The following is a 22774-nucleotide window of genomic DNA, read 5'->3' as shown; positions in this document are numbered from 1 at the left end:
TGAAGATGATAGTCGGGGTCAGGGGGCCGATAGAGTATGTCCCCGTGCCCACGTCAGAGCTGACCCCCGATCGCCGGGCCAGGATCGACGCCGTTCTCGCCGACAACTCCTTCCTGGCCGAGCTTGGCGTGCTCTTCACCGATGCGGGTCACGAGCTGGCGATCGTCGGCGGACCCGTACGCGATGCCGTGCTCGGGCGCCCCGGCACCGACTGGGACTTCACGACGTCGGCCAGGCCCGACGACATCGAGAAGATCGTCGGCAAGTGGGCCGACGCGGTGTGGGACATCGGCCGTGAGTTCGGCACGATCGGCCTGCGCAAGGGTGAGCACCAGCTCGAGATCACGACGTACCGCAGCGACGCGTACGACGCCACGTCTCGCAAGCCCGAGGTCAACTTCGGCGACTCGATCGAGGGCGACCTGTCACGCCGCGACTTCACGGTCAACGCCATGGCGATCCGGTTGCCGTCGGCGGAGTTCGTCGACCTGTTCGGTGGGCTCGCGGATCTCGACGCGCGTACGTTGCGCACCCCGGTCACGCCGGAGCAGTCATTCAGCGACGACCCGCTGCGCATGATGCGGGCGGCGCGGTTCGTGTCGCAGCTCGGTTTCACGGCGGCGCCCGATGTGGTCGCGGCGATGACGGACATGGCCGCACGGCTCGAGATCGTGTCGGCCGAGCGCGTACGTGACGAGCTCAACAAGCTCCTGGTCGGCGACCACCCGGTGGCTGGGCTCCGGCTGCTCGTCGAGACGGGTCTTGCGGCGCAGATGCTCCCCGAGCTCCCGGCGCTGATCCTCGAGCGCGACGAGCACCACCGCCACAAGGACGTCTACGAGCACTCGCTGACCGTGCTCGAGCAGGCGATCGCGCTCGAGGGACGCCTGGAGGCCCAGCCCGATCTGGCCATCCGCCTCGCGGCCCTGCTGCACGACATCGGCAAGCCCAAGACCCGACGCTTCGTCGAGGGTGGCACCGTCACGTTCCACCACCACGACGTCGTCGGCGCCAAGCTCGTCCGCAAGCGCATGCGTGCGCTGCGCTACAGCAACGACCTGATCGACCAGGTGGCCAAGCTCGTCGAGCTGCACCTGCGGTTCCACGGCTACGGATCGGGTGAGTGGACCGACTCGGCGGTGCGGCGCTACGTCCGCGATGCCGGCGATCAGCTGCAGCGGCTCCACATCCTCACGCGTGCCGACTGCACGACCCGCAATGCCAAGAAGGCGATGCGCCTGCAGCGGACGTACGACGAGCTCGAGCAGCGCATCGCGGTGCTGGCCGAGGCCGAGGAGCTCGACGCGATACGCCCCGACCTCGACGGCGCCCAGATCATGGAGATCCTGGGCATCCCGCCGGGTCCCGAGGTCGGCGAGGCCTACCGGTTCCTGCTCGACCTCCGTATGGACCGCGGCCCCCTCAGCGAAGCCGACGCGACCGAGGCCCTGAAGTCGTTCTGGGCCGCGCGGACATAGGTCGCTCTGCAACCGCGCCCCTCACGCACCCGCGACGGAAGGGCCGGCCCCGAGACCGGCCCTTCCGCTCTCACTGACTACTTCGTGGGGATGGTGTCCTTCTCGGGCACCGTCGGGTCGTCGGTGTATTCCTCGACCTTGCTGTCCTTGGCGTCGGTCGTGGTGTAGACCGGGCCGAAGTAGAGCTGCTTGCCACCGGAGACCTTGGCCATCTGTGCTCCGCCATAACCTGTGTGGTCGTCCTCTGAGTAACGGCTGGGCATCAGGCCGGGACCCGTCAGGTCACCCTTCTTGATCGTCTCGACGATCGACTCACGCGTGAGGTCCTTGCCGTTCTCGATGAGGGCCTGGACGAAGAGATAGCCGACCGACATGCCGTAGACGACGTTGCCGGTGAAGGGTGCGCCGCCGTTGTACTTGTCGTTGATCTCCTTGAACTGCTTGATCCACGGGTTGTCGGTGTCATCGATCGTCGGCAAGTAGTTGGTGCCGAGCATGCCCTCCAGCAGAGGTGCTGCGTCGCCGAGCGCGCCGGCGACGGTCGGATAGTCCGCGCCGACCGAGGTGCTGATGAACTGCGGCGCGTACTTGAGGCGCGCCGCCGTACCCACTGCGAGTGCCGTGAAGCCCGGGATCGTCGCCAGGCCGACGACGTCACATCCGGCGGCCTTGAACTTGCCGATCGCCGGCGCGATGTTGGTGTTGCTGGTCACGTACGTCTCGGCCTCGATGATCGCGTCGTCGCCCAGGATGGCCTTCCAGCCGGCCAGCGCATCGGTGCCGAAGTCGTCGTCCTGGCCGAGGAAGCAGACCTTGGCGTTGGGGAGGTTCTGCTTGACGTACGTCGCCTGGACCTTGGTCTCTGTCGTGTAGTCGGACTGGAAGCCGAACGTGGTCGGGTACTTCTCGGGCTGGTTCCAGTTGCGGCTGCCCGAGGCGACGAACAGGTCGGGGACCTTGTTGGTCTTGAGGAAGTCGAGCACACCGGTGTGCGTCGGGGTCCCGAGTCCGTTGAGGATCGCGAACACCTTGTCCTGCAGCACGAGCTTGCGTACGACGGTCTGCGTGTTGGCGGGGTTGTAGCCGTCGTCCTCCACCTTGTAGGTGATCTTGCGGCCGTAGACACCGCCGTTGTCGTTGACGTAGTCGAAGTACGCCTTGGTCGCCGGCGAGATCGACGCGTAGCCGGCCGCGGCCGGACCGGTCAACGGCTGGTGCGTGCCGACCGTGATGGTCGTGTCGGTGACGCCGGGAACGTTGGCACTCTTGTCGTCGCTGCCGCTGCAGGCAGCGAGTGACCCGACGAGCGCGGCGGCTGCGAGTGCAGCGACCGGCCGGGCCAGACGGGACATGTGTTCAGACATCTGATGACTCCGTACTTTGGGGGTGGGCGGTGGTGGTGCTCGGGACCGTCGCGAGGGCCTGGCCTCCGGGGGTGCGGCGAACCTTGCCCCGGATGACATCGACCAGACCTTGCAGTCCCCTCGGTGCCGTGACGATCACGAAGATCAACACGAGACCGAAGATCAGGAGCGCCAGGTTGCCGTCGAGCTTGGACGCGGCACTGGCGGAGAAATCGACGTGGTCGAGGAGTGAGCTGGTGAGGTCGGGGAGCGCGACCAGAAGCAGCGACCCCCAGACGGCGCCGGCGAGGTGTCCCACACCACCGACGACCACCCCCATGACGAGGAACAGCGAGAACGACAACGAGTAGGCTCCCGGCGAGACCGACTGGGTCTGCATCGCGAGGATGCCGCCGCCGAGCCCGGCCGTCGCGGCACTGACGATGAACGCGACGACCTTCGTACGGCCGACCGCGATGCCGCAGAGCCGTGCCGCCACCTCGTCGTCGCGCACGGCCCGCATCGCGCGACCGAACCGGCTGTGCACGAGGTTGGCCAGCAGGAACATGACGAGGACCGCGGCGGCGCAGGCGATCCACGCCTGCCACTGCTCGAGCGGGAACGACGCACCGAGCGAGGCCGGGGCAGGTTCGACGTACACCGACAGCCCTTGATCTCCTCCGAGGGTGCCGTCCCACGTCGTGGTGATCGTCGGGATGGCGATGATCAGCGCGAGCGTGAGTCCCGCGAGGTAGGGCCCGGCGAGCCGCGCGCCGGCGAGACCGATGAGTCCTCCGACGATCGCGGCGACGACGATCGCGACGAGCAACGGCACGATGACGAGGAGGAAGCCGGTGCTGCCGTTCTCACCCAGCTGGTTGGCCATCAGCGCGAACGAGTAGGCGCCGGTCGCCATGAGTGCACCGTGGCCGAGCGACAGCTGCCCGGTCTGCCCGATCAAGACCGTGAGCCCTGCCGTGGCGCAGAGGTAGGCACCGACCGTCGCGAGCTGGAAGTTGCGGAACGACGGCAGCGCGTACGTCAGCAGGACCAGCGCGACGAGGGCGATGACCGCGAGCGCGGCGTGACGGGCGAGGGTGTGGGTGCGGAAGAACTGCATGTCAGACCTTCCTCGCTGCGGCCGAGGCGAACAGGCCGTTGGGCCGCAGGAGCAGGACGCCGATCAGGATGGCGAGGATGACGATGGCTGACACGTCCTTGTCGGAGTAGCCGCTGACGTACGACAGCACGAGGCCGACGATGACGCCGCCGATCACGGTGCCGATCGGACTGTCGAGACCGCCGATCACCGCGGCGGTGAACGCGTACACGAACACGAGGTCCGTGGAGTGGGGGTTGGCGCCGAACTCGGTCGGCACGATCAGCAGCGCGGCGAGACCGCCGACGGCCGCTGCGAGGGCCCAGCTGAGGGTCAGCATGCGACCGACGTTGACGCCGAGCAGCCGCGAGATGTCGGGCGCGAACGCCGCCGCCCGCATCTTGAGGCCGATGTCGGTGTGCGTGAACATCACCGCGAGCCCGATCATGATCGCGAGCACGACACAGAACACGAAGATGTCGTAGGGCGACAGCAGCGGCTGGTCGCCGATCGAATAGGGGTTGCGGCTGAACGGGAGCTTCATGGCCCGGAAGTCGTTGCCGTAGATGATGCCCAGCACCGCCTGGATGACCAGCACCAACCCAAGCGCGGCAATGACTGCGTTGAGATGGGCGCTGGGGTCGATGTGGCGCATCAGCACCCGCTCGATCAGGGCGCCGAGGATCAGCCCGCCGACAACCGCGGCCGCCAGCCCGGCCCAGTAGGAGCCGGTCTCCTGCGTGACGCTGTAGGCGAGGTACAGGGTGCCGGCCGCCATCGCGCCCTGGGCGAAGTTGACCAGTCGGGTGCCGCGGAAGATCAGCACCAGCGCCAGGCCGAACGATGCGAAGATCACGCCACGGGTGAGGCCGTCGACCGTGAGGAAGATGAAGCGATCCATGTCAGAACCCCAGGTAGGCGTGTCGGAGCTCGTCGTCGCCGGCGAGCTGGTCGGCCGGCGCGTTGACTGCCACGGTGCCGAGGTTGAGGACGACGCCCTGATCGGCGATCGAGAAGGCGCTTCGTACGTTCTGCTCCACCAGGAGGACCGCCAGCCCGGTCTCCTCCCGCAGGTGCTTGAGCAGCGCCATGATCTCGGCGGTCACGCGCGGCGCCAGGCCGAGTGACGGTTCGTCGAGGAGCAGCAGCCGCGGCCGGGCGACGAGTGCGCGCCCGATGGCCAGCATCTGCCGTTCGCCACCCGACAGCTGATGACCTGCGCTCGTGCGCCGTCGGGCGAGCGGCTCGAACAGCTGGTAGACCTCGGCGGTGGCCCGGCGGGCATCGTCCTTGTCCTTGCGCCAGACGTGGCCGAGACGGAGGTTCTCCTCGACTGTGAGCTCGGTGATGACTCCGCGGCCCTCGGGCACGTGGGCGATACCGCGTCGTACGAGGTCCTCGACCCGGGTGCCTCGCAGGTCGGCGCCGTCCCAGCTGATCGTGCCGGTCGTCTCGATCATCCCGGAGATGGCTCGCAGCAAGGTCGTCTTGCCGGCACCGTTGGCGCCAACCACCGCCACGATGGTTCCGGGGACGACCTCGAGGTCGATGTCCTTCAGAACCGGCGCTGCTCCGTATCCCGCAGACACTCCCCGTATCTGCAGCCCCCCGGCGCTGCTCATCAGGCAGGCACCTCGGCTCCGAGGTAGGCCTCGGCGACGACGGGATCGTTGCGCACCTCAGCCGGCACCCCACGCGCGATGACCTTGCCGAAGTCGAGCACGACGAGCGAGTCGCAGACGTCCATGACGAGGTCGACGCGGTGCTCGACGAGCATGACCGAGCAGCCTCGTCCGGGCATTCCGATGATGAGCTCGGCGAGCGAGTCGATGTCGTCGTGCCCGAGCCCGCCGGCCGGCTCGTCGAGCAGCAGGAGGCGCGGCCGGCTGATGAGCGTACGAGCCAGGGCGGCGCGCTTGCTGACGGCGTAGGGCAGCGTCGTCGGGTAGGCATGCGTGTGGGCGCCCAGGCCCAGCTCATCGATCAGCGCCTCGGCGCGCTCGCGCAGCTCACGCTCGTCACGATCGGCTCGGGGCAGCGCGAGCAGGCCGGAGAAGAAGCCCGTACGCGCCGTGTGGGTCGCGCCGGTCAGCACGTTCTCCAGCACCGTGAGGCCCGGGAACAGCCCGAGCCCCTGGAGGCTTCGCGAGATGCCGTGGCGCACGAGGCGTTGCGGTGATGGGCGAAGTGGTGACCCGTCGAGCACGAGGTCCCCGGCGTGCGGCCGGATGAATCCGCAGATCACGTTGAAAAGGGTCGTCTTGCCGGCACCGTTGGGGCCGATGACGCCGACCACCTGGCCGGACGGCACCTCGAACGACACGGACTCCAGCGCCGTCAGACCACCGAACCGCACGGTCACGGCGTCGACCTCGAGGTGAGCGCCCTGGCCCGGTGTGACGTGGGTCTCCAGATTCATGCACACAGAGTGTATGTTTTTTGCGCGGCCGTCAACCGCTGCGTCAAACCGGGCGTGGGGTTGGGGTTGGAGGGTCATACTGGGGCCCGTGGTCATGGAGGAGTCGCGCACGATGCCGAGCAAGCGGCAGCACAACACCGATGGGCGCATCGCCCGAGGTGAGCGCACCCGTGACGCCATCGTCGAGGCGCACACTGACCTGCTGCGCGAGGGTGTGCTGAAGCCGACCGGCAAGCTGATCGCCGACCGGGCCGGCATCTCGGTGCGTACGTTGTGGGCCAACTTCAAGGATCTCGAGGCGCTGCTCCAGGCGACGACGGCCTACTGGGACACCGCTGACCTGGAGCTGCGGGTCACGGTCGAGCCGTCGCTACCGCTGGACGAGCGCATCGACGCGTTCTGCTCGCAGCGGGCGGCGCGGCTCGAGCACATCGCGCCCGCGGCACGATCAGCCGTGCTGGGCGAGCCGTTCTCGGCGGCGCTCCAGAAGAGCCGGCAGACCCACGTCGACCGGTTGCGCTCGGAGATCGAAGTGCTCTTCGCCTCCGAGATCGCCAAGGGCGGCGACGAGCTGAAGTACGCGCTGGTCACCGCGACCAGCTGGCCCAACTGGCAGATCATGCGTGACGACTACGGTCTGGAGCCGGGCCAGATCATCGCGATCATGCGCCGTACGCTCCACGCCCTGCTGGACTAGGAACGCGTGGTGCGACGAACGGTCGAGTGAGCCTGTCGTCGTCGCCCCTGCGCTCCGCTCACAGTCGGCCATGGACGGCCTCCTTGGGGGCCTATTGCAACCAAGAAGGACCGGCTCCCTGGTGGGAACCGGTCCTTCCTTGCGTACGTGCGATCAGCGCTCGACAGTGCCCGCGATGAACGCCTCGAGCGTCTCGCGACCGATGTCGTCGGGACGCTGCTCCGGCGGCGACTTCATCAGGTAGGACGAAGCCGACAGCAGGGCGCCGCCGATGCCACGGTCCTTGGCGATCTTGGCCGCGCGGATGGCGTCGATGATGATGCCGGCCGAGTTGGGCGAGTCCCAGACCTCGAGCTTGTACTCGAGGTTGAGCGGAACGTCACCGAACGCGCGACCCTCAAGGCGGACGTAGGCCCACTTGCGGTCATCGAGCCACTGGACGTAGTCCGAGGGGCCGATGTGCACGTTCTTGGCGCCCAGGTCGTGATCGATGTTGGACGTCACAGCCTGCGTCTTGGAGATCTTCTTGGACTCAAGACGGTCACGCTCGAGCATGTTCTTGAAGTCCATGTTGCCGCCGACGTTGAGCTGGTAGGTGCGGTCGAGCACGACACCGCGGTCCTGGAACAGCTTGGCCATCACGCGGTGCGTGATGGTGGCGCCGACCTGGCTCTTGATGTCGTCACCGATGATCGCGACGCCGGCGTCCTCGAACTTCTTGGCCCACTCGGGGTCGGAAGCGATGAAGACGGGCAGCGCGTTGACGAAGGCGACCTTCGCGTCGATGGCGCACTGGGCGTAGAACTTGTCAGCCTCTTCCGAACCAACCGGAAGGTAGGAGACGAGGACGTCAGCCTTGGTGTCCTTCAGGACCTGGACGATGTCGGCTGCCGGAGCGTCCGACTCCTCGATCGTCTCGCGGTAGTACTTGCCCAGACCGTCGAGCGTGTTGCCCTTTTGGACGATGACACCGGTCGGCGCAACGTCAGCGATCTTGATCGTGTTGTTCTCGCTGGCCTGCGTCGCCTCGGACAGGTCGAATCCGACCTTCTTGGCGTCGACGTCGAATGCTGCAACGAACTCGATGTCCTTGACGTGGTAGTCGCCAAACATCACGTGCATCAGCCCGGGGACACTGCCCTCGGGATCAGCGTTCTTGTAGTACTCGACGCCCTGGATCAGGGACGTGGCGCAGTTGCCCACACCCACAATTGCTACGCGTACCGAACCCATGGGTTCTCCTCCATTAGTGGTGTTCACTTCTCTGTCGTGTTCTCTGTCGTGTCGTACCCGCCGGAACGTTCGCGCTCGATCAGCTCGGTCAGCCACTTGACTTCACGCTCAACCGATTCGAGCCCGTGCTTCTGCAGCTCCAACGTGTAGGAGTCGACCCGTTCGCGTCCGCGCTGTGCTGCCGTACGGACGTTCTCGAGACGCTCCTCGAGACGGCTGCGCCGCCCCTCGAGGATGCGAACCCTCGTCGGCGAGTCGGTACGCGAGAAAAATGCGAACCGTACGCCGAAAGTTTCGTCGTCCCACGTGGCGGGGCCGGACTCCTCGAGCGCTTGCGCGAAGAACTCCTTGCCCTCGGCGGTGAGGCGATAGACGATGCGACCGCGGCGTCCACGTCCTGCCACGTCACCGGATTCGTCGGCCACGATGTAGCCGGACTTGCCGAGGGCCTTGAGGCAGGGATAGAGGGTGCCGTAGGACAGGACGCGGGTCCAGCCGAGCAGGACGTTGACCTGCTTGCGCAGCTCGTATCCGTGCATGGGGGCATCGTGGAGCAGTCCGAGAACTGCCACCTCGAGTGCCGCGCCGCGTTTGGTCATCGTCTCGTTCCAGGTCAGTCTGTTTGAATTGCGTTGGCCTGATGTTTGTTCAGACACGTTATATCGGAACGATACATCGCATCGGCATGTCATGCCAATGGGTCCCCTTCGACGCCGTAGGGTGATGCTCGACACTTGCCACGGCGGCCGATTAGAGATCTCTCAGGTACGTTCGGCACACTTGGTCGATGACGGATCCGCTCCTGGGGTCCCGACGGAGGTTGACGGAGACTTGGCAACACGCAAGCGAGCAGCGACGAAGGCCAGCAAGAAGGCCGCCGGCAAGCCCGGCAAGCTCAAGGCATTCACCTGGAAGATCAGTGGTCACGGCCCCTGGTATCTCGCGACCCTTCGGTGGATCGTGTTCCTCGGTGTCCTCGGGACCCTCCTGGGTGCGCTGACGTTCTTCGTCCTCTACCAGGCGATCAAGATCCCCGACCCCAACGCCGACTTCCAGACCCAGACGACCAAGGTCTACTACTCCGACGGCAAGCACGTGATCGGTACGTTCGCGACGCAGGACCGCGAGAGCATCCCGCTCAAGGACATGCCGGCCACGATGCAGGCCGCCGCGATCGCCGCCGAGGACCGCACGTTCTACTCCAACCGCGGCATCGACTTCAAGGGCATCATCCGCGCGGCCCGCGACAACGCGACCAGCGGACAGATCACGGGTGGTGGCTCGACCATCACGCAGCAGTACGTCAAGATCCTCTACCTCAACCAAGAACGCTCCTACACCCGCAAGGTGAAGGAGGCGATCCTCTCGATCAAGATCCACAACCAGCTGAGCAAGAAGGAGATCCTCGAGGGCTACCTCAACACGATCTACTTCGGCAACGGTGCCTATGGCCTCGAGGTCGCGTCGCAGACCTACTTCAACAAGCCTGCCTCGGAGCTCGAGTACGCCGAGTCGGCGCTGCTGGCGACGATCATCAACAGCCCGTCGTTCTACGACCCCTACGCCGAGGGTGCCGAGTCGCGCATCATGCCGCGCTTCCGTTACGTCATGGACGGCATGCTCAAGGCCGGTGCCATCACCGCCGAGCAGAACGCCGCCTGGCAGGACAAGCTTCCGCCGGTTGCCAAGCTCAAGGAGAACAACCGCTACAAGGGCACCAAGGGCTATCTCCTCGATCTGGTGAAGCGCAAGATGAAGACGCTGGAGTTCACCGACAACCAGATCGACGGTGGCGGTCTCCGTATCGTCACGACGTTCGACTACGACCAGCAGGCCGACGCCGTGAAGGCCGTCAAGCAAATCAGCCCCGGCGGCAAGGGCCTGCACAACGCCGTCGTCGCGGTGCAGCCCGGAACGGGTGCTGTCCGCGCGATGTACGGCGGCCCCGACTACCTCAAGAGCCAGCTCAACTGGGCGACGGAGGGAACCCAGCCCGGGTCGACGTTCAAGGTGTTCGCGATCATCGCGGCGTTGGAGGACGGCTACAGCCTCAAGACCCAGCTCAACGGTGACTCGCCCCAGCGCTTCGGCTCCGACGAGATCGAGAACCAGGGCGACAGCGGCGGACGGTCGTTCGGCAAGGTCCCGCTGGAGAAGGCGGCCGAGGAGTCGATCAACACCGCGTTCGTCGACCTGACGACGCAGATGAAGGACGGCAACGCCAAGGTCATCGAGGCGGCCAAGGAGGCGGGCGTCTCAGACCGCTGGGCCGACAACTACAAGCCCGATGTGCTGGGCACGCCGCTCGGCTACGCTCCGGTCTCGCCCGTCGACATGGCCAACGCCTACGCGACGATCGCGGCAAGCGGCAAGAGGGCCGACTGGTACGTCATCGAGAAGGTCACCGACAAGAGCGGCACGCTCCACCAGCACAAGGTGGCGACCGAGCAGACGATCCCCGAGGACGTCGCGGCCGACACGATCGCCGCCCTGCGAGGCGTCGTCAACAAGGGCACCGGAACACGCGGCCGTACGGTGTGTCCGACCGGTGGCAAGACTGGAACCGCAACTGCCGGCCAGGGCACGTCGTCACGCGTCTCGTCGTCGTGGTTCACCGGCATCACGCCGAAGCTGGCCACCGCAGTCATGTACAACCGCGGCGTCGGCAACGAGCAGCTGCAGGGCTTCCTCAACCCGTTCTATGGCGGCACCTATCCCGCCATGACGTTCCGTGCGTTCATGAACGCGGCACTCGACCCGAGCGACTGCGGCTCGTTCCCGCCGCCTGCCAACATCAAGGCGACCAAGGGCACGACCTACAAGAAGCCGCCGCCGAAGTGTGACAACGGTCAGGTGCTCAACGGCTCCAGGACGAAGTGCGTGACGCCGCCTCCGCCGACGTGCAACCCGGGCAGAATCCTGAGCCCGGACAAGAAGCACTGCATCAACCCACCGAAGGACGTCTGTCCGGAGATTCCCGGCGACCAGCCCTACGGCACGGACTGCAGCTCCGTGACCCCACCGGTGGATCCGCAGTCCAGCTTTGCGGCCTGCATGGATGCGGGCGGTGACTGGCGGCCGCTGGAACCCCCGGTCAACAAGCCCTGCAAGGACCTCCCGGGTCAGTCCGGTGGCGGTGGATGGGGTGCGATCCCGTTGATTCTCGCCGGCCTGTGGGTGCGAACGCGCTGGAACGACGAGGTCGAGCCAGTCCTGGCCGTACCCCGGTCCTAGCTAGTCCAGAGTGACGGCGTCGAACGTGGCGGTGGTGAACCGCACCGCCACCTCGACGCTGTCGCCGACCTCGGGCACCGCTGCGCTGGCCGGCAGGAAGACCATGCTCGCCTGCATGTGAGGCGGCTCGGCGAACCAGCGCTGCTTTCCGTCGATCGTGAACGGTGACAGCGAGAATCCCGCCGCCTCCAGACCGCCCTTGGCGAGTGACTTGCCACGCTGGATCGCACCCGCCGACGCCTTGGGAGCCTCGAGTCCGATGCCGTGGCTCGTGCCTCCCGCGATGATCAGCAGATGGCCGTCACGCGGCATCGATCGCTGGCGGTAGCCGACCTTCTCGCCACGGGCCAGCTGGTGCCGGTCGAGCACGGTGGCGCGTACGGACAGCGCCCCGAGGTCGCCGAGCCACAGCGACGTGCCGATGCGTGGCCGTACGTCGAGGTGCGGCCGACGTTCGCGAATCGTGGCGAGCTCGTCGGGTGTGAGGTGCGAGACGAAGAACGTGGTGGTCTCGACCTGGGATGCTGCGAGAGCGGCGGCCCAGCTCTCGGCTTCGGCGAGGTTGTGACCGGTCATTGGCAGGTGGATCGCGAAGCCTTCGACCTGCAGCTCGCCCAGGGCGGCGACGGCTGCCGCGAGCTCGTGGCGGTCGAAGCCATGCCGCGACATCGAGGTCTCGCCCTCGATGATCACCCGGCTGTCGGAGTGGTCAGCCGCAAGAGCGGCGATGTCCTCAACCCGTCCTACGGTGTGGATCAGGCGCGCGTCGTACACGACATCGCCGTCGAACGGGCGCCACGGCGACAGCACCATGACGTCGCCCGGGAACGCCTTGAGCGCACTGGGCACCTCGGCGTACGTACCGACGGCGATCGCGCTGACGCCCAGGTCAGCCGCCTCGGCTGCGAGGAGGTCGCGGCCGAATCCGTAGCCGTTGCCCTTGATGACCGGGACGATGCCGGGTGTATGTTCGGTCAGCGCACGGAGGCCGCGGCGCCAACGCGCAGCATCGACGCGGAGCTCGAAAGACACAGTCATCGCCTCTTCATGTATTGAACGAAGCCCAGGTAGAGCGCGCGATTGAGCGGGAGGTCCCACTCGCCGAGGTACTCGACCGCCTCGCCACCGGTCCCGACCTTGAACTGGATCAGCCCGGCGTGGGAGTCGTCGGGGTCGATCGTCTCGGTGATGCCGCGCATGTCATAGATCGTCGCACCGGCGGCCATCGCATCGCGGATCATCTGCCACTGGATCGCGTTGGACCCGCGGACCTCACGCTTGGCGGTGGTGGACGCGCCGTAGGAGTACCACGCGTGCTGACCGACCCGCACCATCGTGGTCGACGCGACGAGGTCGCCCTCGTGGTGCGCGAGATAGAGCACCAGCCGGTCGGGCTCCTCTGCGCCGAGGGCATCCCACATGCGCTCGAAGTACGAGAGCGGTCGTGGGGTGAAGTGGTCGCGCTGGGCGGTCTCGGCGTAGATCTCGTGGAACGCCGCAAGGTCGGCCCTGGAACCGGTGGTCACCTCGACGCCGAGCTTGGCCGCCTTCTTGATGTTGCGGCGCCAGAGCTGGTTCATCCCGGCGAGCACGTCGTCCTCGCTGCGATCGGCGAGCGGGATCTGGAAGTTGAACTTCGGCTGCCCCGCGGTGAACCCGCCGCTGGCATCGAGCTCCTTCCAGCCGAGCTGCTTGAGCTCCTTGCCGACGGCGATCGCCGCGTCATCGCTGGCGTCGGCTGGCACGTCAGACAGTGTCGTGAGCACGGGGTCGGCGATGGCGGCCTTGATCGTCGACGCATTCCATCGGCGCGTCACGACGGGCGGACCCATGCGTATGCCGAAGGCTCCCTGACTCTTGAGGTGGGCCGTCATGGGCGTCAGCCAGTCCGTGAGATCTCCGCCGACCCAGTCGATGTCCGGGCCCTCCGGGAGATAGGCGAGAAACCGTTCGAGCTTGGGCAGCTTCCGATAGAGCACCAGCGCCGCGCCGACGAGGACGTCGCCGCGGAACCAGCCGATCGATTCGCCGCGCCACTCGTTCTTGACGGTGGCCCACGCCGGTGTCTGGAGGAAGCTCACGGACGGGCGGCCGCGTACGAACTCAAGGTGCTCGGGTGCGCTGATGGACCTGACCCGGAGCGATGACGTCACCGCTCCACGCTACCAACGCGGGCGCAGTCACCCGCGATTTGGGGTGCGACCAGATTAGGGTAACCTAACTTGCATGGCTTCCGGAGTGAAAACGTTCGATGCAGAGGTGCTGCGCACGGCCCGCCTGTCTGCTCATCTCGTGACGGTCACGTTGGGGGGCCAGCTCGAGGGATATGAGTCGACGGGAATCCCCGACGAGTACGTACGGGTGCTGATCCCGCCCGCGGGCGCGACGCTGACGCTGCCCGAGATCGACGAGAACTGGTCGTTCACGTATCCCGACGATGCCCCCGAGCTGGCACCGCGGGTTTACACGATCTCGGACCACCGGATCGTCGAGGGCAAGACGCAGCTCGACCTGGACATTGCGATCCACGACGACGGCATCGGCTCGGACTGGGCACGCTCGTGCCAGCCCGGCGACCGGGTCGGCCTGATCCAGCCGCACGGACTGTACGCGGCGCCGGCGGGTGTCGGCTGGCAGCTGCTCGTGGCCGACATCACCGGCGTACCCGCGGTGGCCCGCATCCTGCGCGGGCTCGACCCGGGTCAGCGCGTCGAGGTCGTCATCGTGCTGACCGACGCCGATGATGAGATCCCGCTGCCGAGTGCTGCCGATGTCGACGTCAGCTGGCAGGTCGTGGCCCAGGACACCGACATCGCCGACGCGCTGGCCGACGCCGTCACCTCGCGCGACCTGCCGAGCGAGGACCGCTACGTCTGGCTCGCCGGCGAGGCGCGGGCGAGCCGGGCCGTACGCCGTCACCTGCGTCGCGAGCTCGGGTGGCCGCAGTCCGACTTCTACACGTGCGGCTACTGGCAGGTCGATGCGGAGAAGTGGAACGCGCGCTACGACGAGGTCGCCGACCAGGTCATCGCCAAGGCCGCCGAGGTGCAGAAGGAGGTCGGCGAGGACGAAGGTGCCTACCTCGACGCCCTCGACGACATCTACGAGTCCGTGGGTCTGTAGTTCGTTCGGCTGGCGCGGCGAGCGAGATGGCTAGGCGACGACGACGTAGCGCGGTTGGGCCGGGGTGAGCAGGAGCACCATACCGGCCTCGGCCGGGGTGCGGTCGGCCTTGCGGTGGTTGCAGCGGATGCAGGCCGCGACGGCGTTGTCCCACGTCAGGGTCCCGCCACGGCTGCGCGGCACGATGTGGTCGACCGTCTCGGCGCGACCACCGCAGTAGGCGCACATCTTGTCGCGGGCCTTGATGGCGCTCTTGGTGCACAGGTTGGATCGGCGATGCATCCACCGCGTCACGACATAACGGACGAGACGCAGGACCTTCGGCTTGGGGAAGGGCCCGAACGATCCGCCGGCCTCCTCCTCGATCACGGCGACCTCGCGTACGAGCATCTTGATCGCGTGGCGCATCGAGACGCGCTGCAGGGGCTCGTAGCTCGCGTTGAGAACCAGGACGTGAGTCTCCGCCATGATCGGGCCCCTTTCTGAGCGAAAGCGTAGTCGCCGACACGGTGAAATGCCTCCAAAGAGATGCAATCTCAACCGGTGTCGCCAACCGGGAATAGCCGCGGGCGCGGGCAGGTTGCCACCGGAGACGCATCGGTCGAGGAAAAATGTCTGATCCGTATGTCGAAATGGTGACCAGTCGTTCGTCGTATTGATGAAGGGCGGTCAACCGGCCCCCCGCAGACCGCAACAAAAGGACCAGTCATGACCGCCAACAACGACGGCGTTCCCGTAGCGTCGACAGATCCCGAGCTCGCGGAGTTCGAGGCAGAGTTCACCGAGTCTCCCGTCGATACGGAGAAGACTCCTCTCGTCATCAAGCTGCTCGTGGCTGCCACGTTCGTCGTGATCCTCAACGAGACCATCATGATCAACGCGATGCCGCACCTGATGGCCGACTTCGACGTCACGGCCCGTGATGCGCAGTGGATCTCGTCGATCTTCATGCTGACGATGGCCGCCGTGATCCCCGTGACCGGCTGGTTCCTCCAGCGAGTCACGACCCGGTCGGCCTACACGATCGCCATGACGACGTTCGGCCTCGGCACGATCATCTGTGGCACCGCACCGATCTTCGAGATGCTCCTCGTCGGCCGTGCGGTCCAGGCCGCCGGCACCGCCGTGATGATGCCGCTGCTCATGACCACGGTGATGACGGTCGTCCCCGAGCAGGCTCGTGGCCGGGTGATGGGCAACATGATGCTCGCGATCTCGGTCGCACCCGCCATGGGTCCGGCGCTCTCCGGGCTGATCCTCCAGCTCGGTTCGTGGAGGCTCATCTTTGCGTTCGTGCTGCCTGTCGCGGCCGTCGTGTCGGTGCTCAGCCTGCGCCACCTCAAGAACGTCGGTGAGACGCAGACGTCGCCGGTGAGCTGGTCGAGTGTCGCGCTGGCAGCGTTCGGCTTCGCCGCCCTGGTCTACGGACTCAGCGAGGTCGGCGCCCGCAGCTCCGGCCAGCTGACCCTGTTCATCGGTGTCGGTGTCGCGCTGGTCGCCGCGTTCACGCTCTACCAGCTGCGTCTGCAGCGCACCGGCAGCCCGCTGCTCGACCTGCGCGCCTTCAAGAGCCGTACGTTCACCGTGACGCTCGTGCTGATGTCGGTCGGGTTCATGGCGTTCCTCGGATCGATGATCCTGCTTCCGCTCTACCTGCAGAACCTGCGCGGACTCTCCGCCATGGAGACCGGACTGCTCGTCATGCCCGGCGGCCTGGCGATGGGACTGCTCGGCCCGCGGGTCGGAGCGATCTATGACCGAATCGGTGCTCGTCCGCTGGTGATCCCCGGCGCGATCCTGATGACGGTCGTCCTGTTCACCATGAGCCAGGTCATCGACGCCAACACCCCGTACGCGCTGCTGCTCGGCCTGCACGTCGTGCTGATGGTCAGCCTCGCGTCGATCTTCACCCCGATGTTCACGCTGGGCCTCAGCTCGCTGACGCCGGAGCTCTACTCGCACGGAAGCTCGATCCTCGGCACGCTCCAGCAGGTCGCCGGTGCCGTCGGGACTGCTGTCATCGTGGTGATCCTCGAGAACCGGTCCGAGAGCCTGGTGTCCGGTGGGGCGAGCGTCAACGAGGGCTTCGTCGGCGGACTGCAGTGGGCGTTCGTCGCCGGGGCGATCTTCGGAGCCATCGTGATCGCGCTGTCGCTGCTGCTGCCGGCCAAGGCCGACCAGCCCGCGGCACCCGTCGCAGCTCACTGATCGACCCAGCGTCTCAGCGCCGGCCGGGCAACCGGTCGGCGCTGAAACGCAGTTGTGACACAGACGCGCTACGGTCGGTGGCGTGGACACCTCAGAGCTCTTTGACGGCTACGGCCCCGTCGCAGGCTTCGACGAGATGTTCGCCGGCACGGACGTGCGCGACAACTACGGCACCATCCACGAGTCGTTCCACAAGATGGGCGCCGACGAGATCCGGCTCCGCGCCGACTCCCTTGCCTCGTCCTATCTCGAGCAGGGCGTCACGTTCGGTGTCGCAGGCGAGGAACGGCCGTTTCCGCTCGACATCGTCCCGCGGTTGATCGAGTCCGCCGACTGGCACCACGTGGAACGAGGAGTGCGCCAGCGGGTGCTGGCACTCGAACGGTTCCTTGCAGACGCGTACGGCCCCGGTGAGCTGTTCGCCGATGGCGTCGTTCCCCGTGAAACCGTCATGACCTCGCCGCACTACCACCGCGTCGTCGCCGGGCTCGAACCTCCCAACGGCGTACGTATCCACGTCGCCGGCGTCGATCTGATCCGTGACGGCGACGGCGACTTCCGGGTGCTGGAGGACAACGTACGAGTGCCGTCCGGCGTCTCGTACGTCATGACCAACCGCCGGGCGCTCTCGGCGGCGCTGCCGGAGGTGTTCGCCGACCACCGCATCCGACCGGTGTCGCAGTACTCGCAGGCGCTGCTCGCCGCGCTCCGCAAGGCTGCGCCCGCCGGCGTCAGCGACCCGACCGTCGTCGTGCTCACGCCGGGCGTCTACAACTCCGCCTACTTCGAGCACACGCTGCTGGCCCGCACGATGGGCGTCGAGCTCGTCGAGGGTCGCGACCTGGTGTGCCGCTCGGGCCGGGTCATGATGCGTACGACCAACGGCCTCGAGCCGGTGCACGTGATCTACCGCCGCATCGACGACGAGTTCCTCGACCCGGTGCAGTTCCGCGCCGACTCGGCCCTCGGGGTCCCGGGCATCATCAATGCCGCCCGCGCGGGCCACGTGACGATCGCCAACGCGGTGGGCAACGGTGTCGCCGACGACAAGCTGCTCTACACGTACCTCCCGGACCTGATCCGCTACTACCTGTCGGAGGAGCCGATCCTGCGCAACGTCGACACCTGGCGCATGGGCGAGGCCGACCAGCGCGAAGAGGTGCTCGACCGCCTCGACGAGCTCGTGCTCAAGCCGGTCGATGGTTCGGGCGGCAAGGGCATCGTCATCGGTCCGGCCGCGACGACCGACGAGCTCGACGAGCTGCGCGGCAAGATCCTCGAGGATCCCCGGGCGTGGATCGCCCAGCCCGTCATCTCGTTGTCGACCGTGCCCACCCTCGTCGAGGATGGCATCCGCCCGCGCCACGTCGACCTGCGTCCGTTCGCGGTCCACGACGGCGACGACGTCTGGGTGCTGCCCGGCGGGCTGACCCGCGTCGCCCTCCCCGAGGGAGAGCTGATCGTCAACTCCAGCCGGGGCGGCGGCTCCAAGGACACCTGGGTGCTGGCCGATGCCAGCGAGCCCGAGGACCTGGGCGATCTCGCGCCCAATGCGACCGCGGTCGCCGGCGTCAACCAGTCGGCCGGTCCGGCGTTCGACGGCGAAAGTCGCGGCATGCAGGTCCAGGAGCAGGAGCAGCAGCAAGGTCGTGATGTCCCGTGCTGAGCCGCATCGCGCAGTCACTGTTCTGGATCGGGCGCTACCTCGAGCGCGCCGACGACACAGCGCGCATCCTCGACGTGCAGATGCAGGTGCTGATCGAGGACCCCGGGATGGACGAACGCATCTCGTGTGAGCAGCTGCTCTCGGTCATGGGCGTCGAGGACTACACCGGCATCCCCAACCGCTGGCTGATCCTCGACCTGCTGGCGCACAACGCCGACTCGCCGGTGTCGATCGCCGCCGCGATCGGCGCCGCTCGCGAGAGTGCACGCCGGGCACGCGAGACGCTGTCGACCGACATCTGGGCGGCGATCAACACGACGTGGCGCGGTCTGTCGACGGCACAGGCGATGCGGCCGCCCGACATGTTCACGTGGGTGCGCAACCGTACGGCGATGATCTCCGGCATCGCCGACTCGACCATGACCCGCGACGAGGGCTGGCAGTTCTACATGCTGGGCCGCAGCATCGAGCGGGTCGACATGACGGCTCGTCTGCTCTCGACGGCTGCCCTGGCCTCCGGCCCGCAGGTCGCCTGGCCGACGACGCTGCGCGCGTGCGGCGCGTACGAAAGCTTCATCCGGGCCTATCGCGGGATCGAAGCCGATCGCCAGGCCGCCGAGTTCCTGCTCCTCGACCGGTGGTTCCCACGCTCGATCGTGTCGTCACTGGCGCAGGCCGAGAAGGCGCTCACCAAGCTCGAGTCGTCGGGTCAGCGCTCGGGCTTCAGCGACGAGGCGCAGCGGCTGCTCGGCCGGGCGCGTACCGAGCTGGAGTACCGGCCGCTTGCCGACATCGTGTTCGACCTCCCGGTCGAGATGGAGCGCCTCCAGCGCAGCTGTGCTGCCGCAAGCGATGCGGTGTCGGCGCGCTACTTCGCCGAGTCCGAGGCCTACACCTGGCGCGGCGGTGTCCTCTTGTGACCATGCAGCTGCGCATACGCCACACCACCGGCTATCACTACGAGAAGGGCGCCATGGCGTCGTTCAACGAAGCGCGGATGACGCCGATGACGACGTCGGAGCAGTACGTGCTGCGGTCGCGTCTCGAGATCTCGCCGACGCCGTGGTCGTACGAGTACCGCGACTACTGGGGCACGACGGTCACGTCGTTCGAGGTGCACGACCCGCACCAGGACCTCACGGTCGTCGCCACCTCGATCGTCGACACCCAGGGCACGCCGCCCGAGCCGCACGGCGTCGCCTGGGATGCGCTCGAGACCGTGCAAGACGAATGGTGCGAGTTCCTTGCCATGAGCAGCTGGGTTGCACCGGCGCCGGAGCTGTTGACCGAGCTGGCGCCGCTGCGTGAGTCGGCGGCGACGCCGGGTGACTACGCCACGACGGTCATGCAGTTCCTGCACGACCGCATCGCGTACGTCCCCGGCAGCACCGAGGTCACGACCACCGCGGCCGATGCGTGGAGGGCGCAGACCGGGGTGTGCCAGGACTTCGCGCACCTCACCCTCGGGGCGCTCCGCGACGCTCGTATCCCCGCGCGATATGTCTCGGGATACCTCCACCCGTCGCGCGAGCCCGAGATCGGTGAGACCGTGGCGGGCGAGTCACACGCGTGGATCGAGTGGTGGGACGGCGAGTGGATCGGCTGGGACCCGACCAATGCGATCACCCCCGGACCGCGGCACGTCGTTGTCGCCAAGGGTCGCGACTACGCCGACAGCCCGCCGTTGCGTGGCATCTTCTCGACGTCTGGGGGGTCCGAGCTGTTTGTCGGAGTGGAGATCACGCGGTTGCGATAGCGACCCATGACTGAGCATTCGGTTCCCAAGGAGGCCGTCCGCGGCCGAATGGGAGCGAGCTCAGCGAGCGAAGAACGCTAGGTTTTTCGCATGGCACTCCTGCACGCGACCACGCTGACCCCGTCGAAGCTCGAGCTGCTGGGCGAGTGGATGCCCGGGCAGCCGTGGTTCGGCGGTGGCGCGATCGTTCAGCTCGGCTCGTTCCGACTCGACGACCCGGCCGGCGAGGTCGGCATCGAAGGGCTGATCCTCAGCGCGGGCGACCGTACGTACCACGTGCCGATGACCTACCGCGCGGCTCCGCTCGAGGGTGGCCGACTCGTCGGGACGATGGTGCACGGCGTGCTGGGCGACCGGTGGGCGTACGACGCCACGAGCGACCCGGTCTATGCCGAGGCCCTGGCGACGACGATCCTGACGGGTGGTACCCAGGCCGAGCTGGAGCGTGACAACTCCGGGACGAGAGAGCCCGTCGAGCCCACCGTCACGGTCACTGGCAGCGGAGTTGCCGGCGCACAGGTCGAGGCCATCGAGCTGCGCGGATCCCACCTCACCGACGAGGGAACGCTGATTGAGACGTCAGGTCCCCATCTGGTCGTGATCCACGACCTCGAAGGCGGCGCCACGACCATGGGCGATCACCAGCTCACCGGACGGTGGGCCGGCGGACAGGGCCAGCTCGCGGTGGCGCGGCTCCGCTGACTGCCCGGATGTCTAGCGCAACGCTGACCGGGTGGTCGGCGCCAGCCGCAACGTCTGGACGATCTCGGCGCCGGGCAGCTGATCCGTGACGGGTTGGCCGTCAGTGAGCACGACGATCACCTGCTCGCCCTCACGTACCGGCAGGCCCTTGAAGGTGTTGGGACCTGGGTGGGTGCGAAGCACGGACAGTGCCGAGCTGGGAACGGCCGCCACGGCGGCCGCGTCATCGGCCCCCAGCTCGAGCGCGTAGACGGTCACGCCGAACACCCGCGATGACGGTGTCCCGTCGCTCGCAGGCGTGTCGGGCAGGCCGCGGCCATCGGCGGGCTGCAGCAGGAGGACGTTGTCGGAGTCGATCAGCGTCTCGTTGACCGCGACGGCGTTGTCGGCCCACAGCTGCGATCCGTAGAACCCACGCAGTGCATCGATGCGCTCGCCGAGCGAGCCGAAACCACGGATCCATACGAACCGGTCGGGGTCGTCGAGGTCGGTGAACGTACCGACGACATGGTTGCCGACAGCCTCCTGGGGCTCGATGAACTCGCGTTCGAACAGCTCGATCAGCTCGCCGAGGCGGCCGGGGACCATGGTGTATTGCCGGAGCTCTGCGATCTCGCAGCACCGGTCAGACAGATGGGGCATGGCGGTCACCCTACGGCGGGATGCCGACACGACAAGGAGCGCTAGCGTTGTCGGCATGAGCGAAGAGCGCTATTACGCCGATGCCGTGCCCGAGACCCACCGTCCATACGTTGCTGCCGAGGATCGCTATCAGAATCTTGACTACCGTCGGGTCGGCACATCGGGTCTGCTGCTGCCGCCGATCTCGCTCGGCCTGTGGTGGAACTTCGGTGACGACCGCCCGTTCGCGACCCAGCGTGAGGTGCTGCGCCACGCATTCGACAAGGGCATCACGCACTTCGACCTGGCCAACAACTACGGCCCGCCCTACGGCTCGGCCGAGGAGAACTTCGGCCGCATGATGCGCACCGATTTCAAGCCCTACCGCGACGAGCTGATCCTCTCGAGCAAGGCCGGCTGGGACATGTGGCCCGGTCCGTACGGCAAGCTCGGCTCGCGCAAGTACCTCCTGTCGAGCCTCGACGCATCATTGGAGCGGATGAGCGTCGACCACGTCGACATCTTCTATTCACACCGCGCCGATCCGGACACTCCCGTCGAGGAGACGATCATGGCGCTCGACACCGCGGTCGGCCAGGGCAAGGCGTTGTACGTCGGCATCTCGTCGTACTCGCCGGAGCGCACCGCCGAGGCGATCGCGGTTGCCCGTGACCTGGGTACGCCGCTGGTCATCCACCAGCCGTCCTACTCGATGCTCAACCGCTGGGTGGAGCGCGGGCTGCTCACGGTCCTCGACGAGCACGGCCTGGGCTCGATCGGCTTCTCGCCGCTGGCACAGGGCCTGCTGACCGACCGCTACCTCGGCAAGGACCCGGTCGAGCATGCCGTCAACCGCGGCAGCCTCGACGAGAGCATCCTGACGAAGGACAACCTCGAGCGGCTCCAGGGCCTGGCCGACATCGCCAAGGCGCGCAACCAGTCGCTGGCGCAGATGGCGATCTCGTGGATCCTGCGACCCGGCGGCGTCACCTCGGCGCTGATCGGCGCGTCCTCAGTGGAGCAGCTCGACGAGAACCTCGCGGCCGCCGCCAACACCGAGTTCACCGACACCGAGCTCGCGGCGATCGACGAGTTCGCCGGTGACGCCCAGGGCGTCGACCTCTGGAAGGTCTCCGCCGACCTGTAGGCCTGCGCGCCAGACCCGCGCCGACGACCCAGGCATCCGCCGGTTCCG

21 protein-coding genes are annotated in these 22774 nt (G+C 67.1%); 10 read left to right on the top strand and 11 right to left on the bottom strand.

From position 1 onward, the window contains the following. The first annotated feature begins 5 nt into the window (after positions 1-5). Entirely contained in the window at positions 6-1478 is a 1473-nt protein-coding gene (locus ABD683_RS07500) for a CCA tRNA nucleotidyltransferase (RefSeq protein ID WP_425548489.1), read from the top strand. Positions 1479-1555: 77 nt separating this feature from the next. Here ABD683_RS07500 and ABD683_RS07495 read toward each other — a convergent pair whose 3' ends face one another. The 5 genes from ABD683_RS07495 to ABD683_RS07475 are packed head-to-tail and all read right to left on the bottom strand — an operon-like array spanning position 1556 to position 6339. Beyond that, the gene (locus ABD683_RS07495) at positions 1556-2842 is read right to left on the bottom strand and encodes an ABC transporter substrate-binding protein (protein ID WP_344768712.1); all 1287 of its coding nucleotides are present in this window, start codon (positions 2840-2842) and stop codon (positions 1556-1558) included. Further along, positions 2835-3941 (bottom strand): branched-chain amino acid ABC transporter permease, encoded by a 1107-nt coding sequence (locus ABD683_RS07490; RefSeq protein ID WP_344768710.1) that lies wholly within the window; start codon positions 3939-3941, stop codon positions 2835-2837. The genes ABD683_RS07495 and ABD683_RS07490 overlap by 8 nt, the downstream gene beginning before the upstream one ends. Before the next feature lies 1 nt (position 3942). Continuing rightward, positions 3943-4821: a branched-chain amino acid ABC transporter permease gene (locus ABD683_RS07485; protein ID WP_344768708.1), complete on the bottom strand. Its 879-nt coding sequence runs from the start codon at positions 4819-4821 to the stop codon at positions 3943-3945. A gap of 1 nt (position 4822) precedes the next feature. Further along, on the bottom strand, positions 4823-5542 hold the full coding sequence (locus ABD683_RS07480) for an ABC transporter ATP-binding protein (protein WP_344768706.1): 720 nt from the start codon (positions 5540-5542) through the stop codon (positions 4823-4825). Beyond that, a complete protein-coding gene (locus ABD683_RS07475; RefSeq protein ID WP_344768705.1) occupies positions 5542-6339 on the bottom strand; it encodes an ABC transporter ATP-binding protein in 798 nt (265 codons plus the stop codon). Before ABD683_RS07475 ends, ABD683_RS07480 begins: the two co-directional genes overlap by 1 nt. Positions 6340-6427: 88 nt before the next feature. Between ABD683_RS07475 and ABD683_RS07470 the strand changes: the two genes are divergently transcribed. Next, the gene (locus tag ABD683_RS07470) at positions 6428-7036 is read left to right on the top strand and encodes a TetR/AcrR family transcriptional regulator (protein WP_344768703.1); all 609 of its coding nucleotides are present in this window, start codon (positions 6428-6430) and stop codon (positions 7034-7036) included. 153 nt (positions 7037-7189) lie between these two features. On the opposite strand, the gene ABD683_RS07465 is transcribed toward ABD683_RS07470, so the two are convergent. Both ABD683_RS07465 and ABD683_RS07460 read right to left on the bottom strand, forming a co-directional pair. Beyond that, on the bottom strand, positions 7190-8269 hold the full coding sequence (locus tag ABD683_RS07465) for an inositol-3-phosphate synthase (RefSeq protein ID WP_344768701.1): 1080 nt from the start codon (positions 8267-8269) through the stop codon (positions 7190-7192). Between the two features lie 23 nt (positions 8270-8292). Continuing rightward, a complete protein-coding gene (locus ABD683_RS07460) occupies positions 8293-8868 on the bottom strand; it encodes a PadR family transcriptional regulator (protein ID WP_344768699.1) in 576 nt (191 codons plus the stop codon). A 232-nt stretch (positions 8869-9100) separates the two neighbouring features. Here ABD683_RS07460 and ABD683_RS07455 point away from each other — a divergent pair, with 232 nt between their 5' ends. Then, on the top strand, positions 9101-11503 hold the full coding sequence (locus ABD683_RS07455) for a transglycosylase domain-containing protein (RefSeq protein ID WP_344768697.1): 2403 nt from the start codon (positions 9101-9103) through the stop codon (positions 11501-11503). Here ABD683_RS07455 and ABD683_RS07450 read toward each other — a convergent pair whose 3' ends face one another. Continuing rightward, positions 11504-12541, bottom strand: a complete 1038-nt coding sequence (locus tag ABD683_RS07450) for an alanine racemase (protein WP_344768695.1) — start codon at positions 12539-12541, stop codon at positions 11504-11506. Continuing rightward, on the bottom strand, positions 12538-13656 hold the full coding sequence (locus ABD683_RS07445; protein WP_344768693.1) for a lipid II:glycine glycyltransferase FemX: 1119 nt from the start codon (positions 13654-13656) through the stop codon (positions 12538-12540). Before ABD683_RS07445 ends, ABD683_RS07450 begins: the two co-directional genes overlap by 4 nt. A 73-nt stretch (positions 13657-13729) precedes the next feature. Here ABD683_RS07445 and ABD683_RS07440 point away from each other — a divergent pair, with 73 nt between their 5' ends. Next, a complete protein-coding gene (locus ABD683_RS07440; protein ID WP_344768690.1) occupies positions 13730-14626 on the top strand; it encodes a siderophore-interacting protein in 897 nt (298 codons plus the stop codon). Positions 14627-14656: 30 nt separating this feature from the next. Here ABD683_RS07440 and ABD683_RS07435 read toward each other — a convergent pair whose 3' ends face one another. Further along, on the bottom strand, positions 14657-15094 hold the full coding sequence (locus ABD683_RS07435; protein WP_344768688.1) for an HNH endonuclease: 438 nt from the start codon (positions 15092-15094) through the stop codon (positions 14657-14659). A 240-nt stretch (positions 15095-15334) separates the two neighbouring features. Here ABD683_RS07435 and ABD683_RS07430 point away from each other — a divergent pair, with 240 nt between their 5' ends. The 5 genes from ABD683_RS07430 (at position 15335) to ABD683_RS07410 (ending at position 20958) form a co-directional block, all read left to right on the top strand. Then, positions 15335-16834 (top strand): MDR family MFS transporter, encoded by a 1500-nt coding sequence (locus tag ABD683_RS07430; protein WP_344768686.1) that lies wholly within the window; start codon positions 15335-15337, stop codon positions 16832-16834. An 82-nt stretch (positions 16835-16916) separates the two neighbouring features. Further along, positions 16917-18500 carry a circularly permuted type 2 ATP-grasp protein gene (locus ABD683_RS07425; protein WP_344768684.1) on the top strand — a complete coding sequence of 528 codons (1584 nt, stop codon included), beginning with the start codon at positions 16917-16919 and terminating at the stop codon, positions 18498-18500. Next, the gene (locus tag ABD683_RS07420; RefSeq protein WP_344768682.1) at positions 18494-19420 is read left to right on the top strand and encodes an alpha-E domain-containing protein; all 927 of its coding nucleotides are present in this window, start codon (positions 18494-18496) and stop codon (positions 19418-19420) included. The genes ABD683_RS07425 and ABD683_RS07420 overlap by 7 nt, the downstream gene beginning before the upstream one ends. A 2-nt stretch (positions 19421-19422) precedes the next feature. Then, a complete protein-coding gene (locus ABD683_RS07415) occupies positions 19423-20256 on the top strand; it encodes a transglutaminase family protein (protein ID WP_344768681.1) in 834 nt (277 codons plus the stop codon). A 90-nt stretch (positions 20257-20346) separates the two neighbouring features. Then, complete coding sequence (locus ABD683_RS07410) at positions 20347-20958, top strand: maltokinase N-terminal cap-like domain-containing protein (RefSeq protein ID WP_344768680.1); 612 nt, start codon at positions 20347-20349, stop codon at positions 20956-20958. Between the two features lie 12 nt (positions 20959-20970). Here ABD683_RS07410 and ABD683_RS07405 read toward each other — a convergent pair whose 3' ends face one another. Beyond that, positions 20971-21600 carry an NIPSNAP family protein gene (locus tag ABD683_RS07405; RefSeq protein ID WP_344768678.1) on the bottom strand — a complete coding sequence of 210 codons (630 nt, stop codon included), beginning with the start codon at positions 21598-21600 and terminating at the stop codon, positions 20971-20973. Between the two features lie 55 nt (positions 21601-21655). Between ABD683_RS07405 and ABD683_RS07400 the strand changes: the two genes are divergently transcribed. Then, positions 21656-22726, top strand: a complete 1071-nt coding sequence (locus tag ABD683_RS07400; protein WP_344768675.1) for an aldo/keto reductase — start codon at positions 21656-21658, stop codon at positions 22724-22726. Positions 22727-22774: the final 48 nt, after the last annotated feature.

Source organism: Aeromicrobium panaciterrae (assembly GCF_039537165.1).
Classification (GTDB): Bacteria; Actinomycetota; Actinomycetes; order Propionibacteriales; family Nocardioidaceae; genus Aeromicrobium; species Aeromicrobium panaciterrae.
Note: the sequence above shows the minus strand (reverse complement) of the source record. Positions and strands in the feature narration are given on the sequence as shown.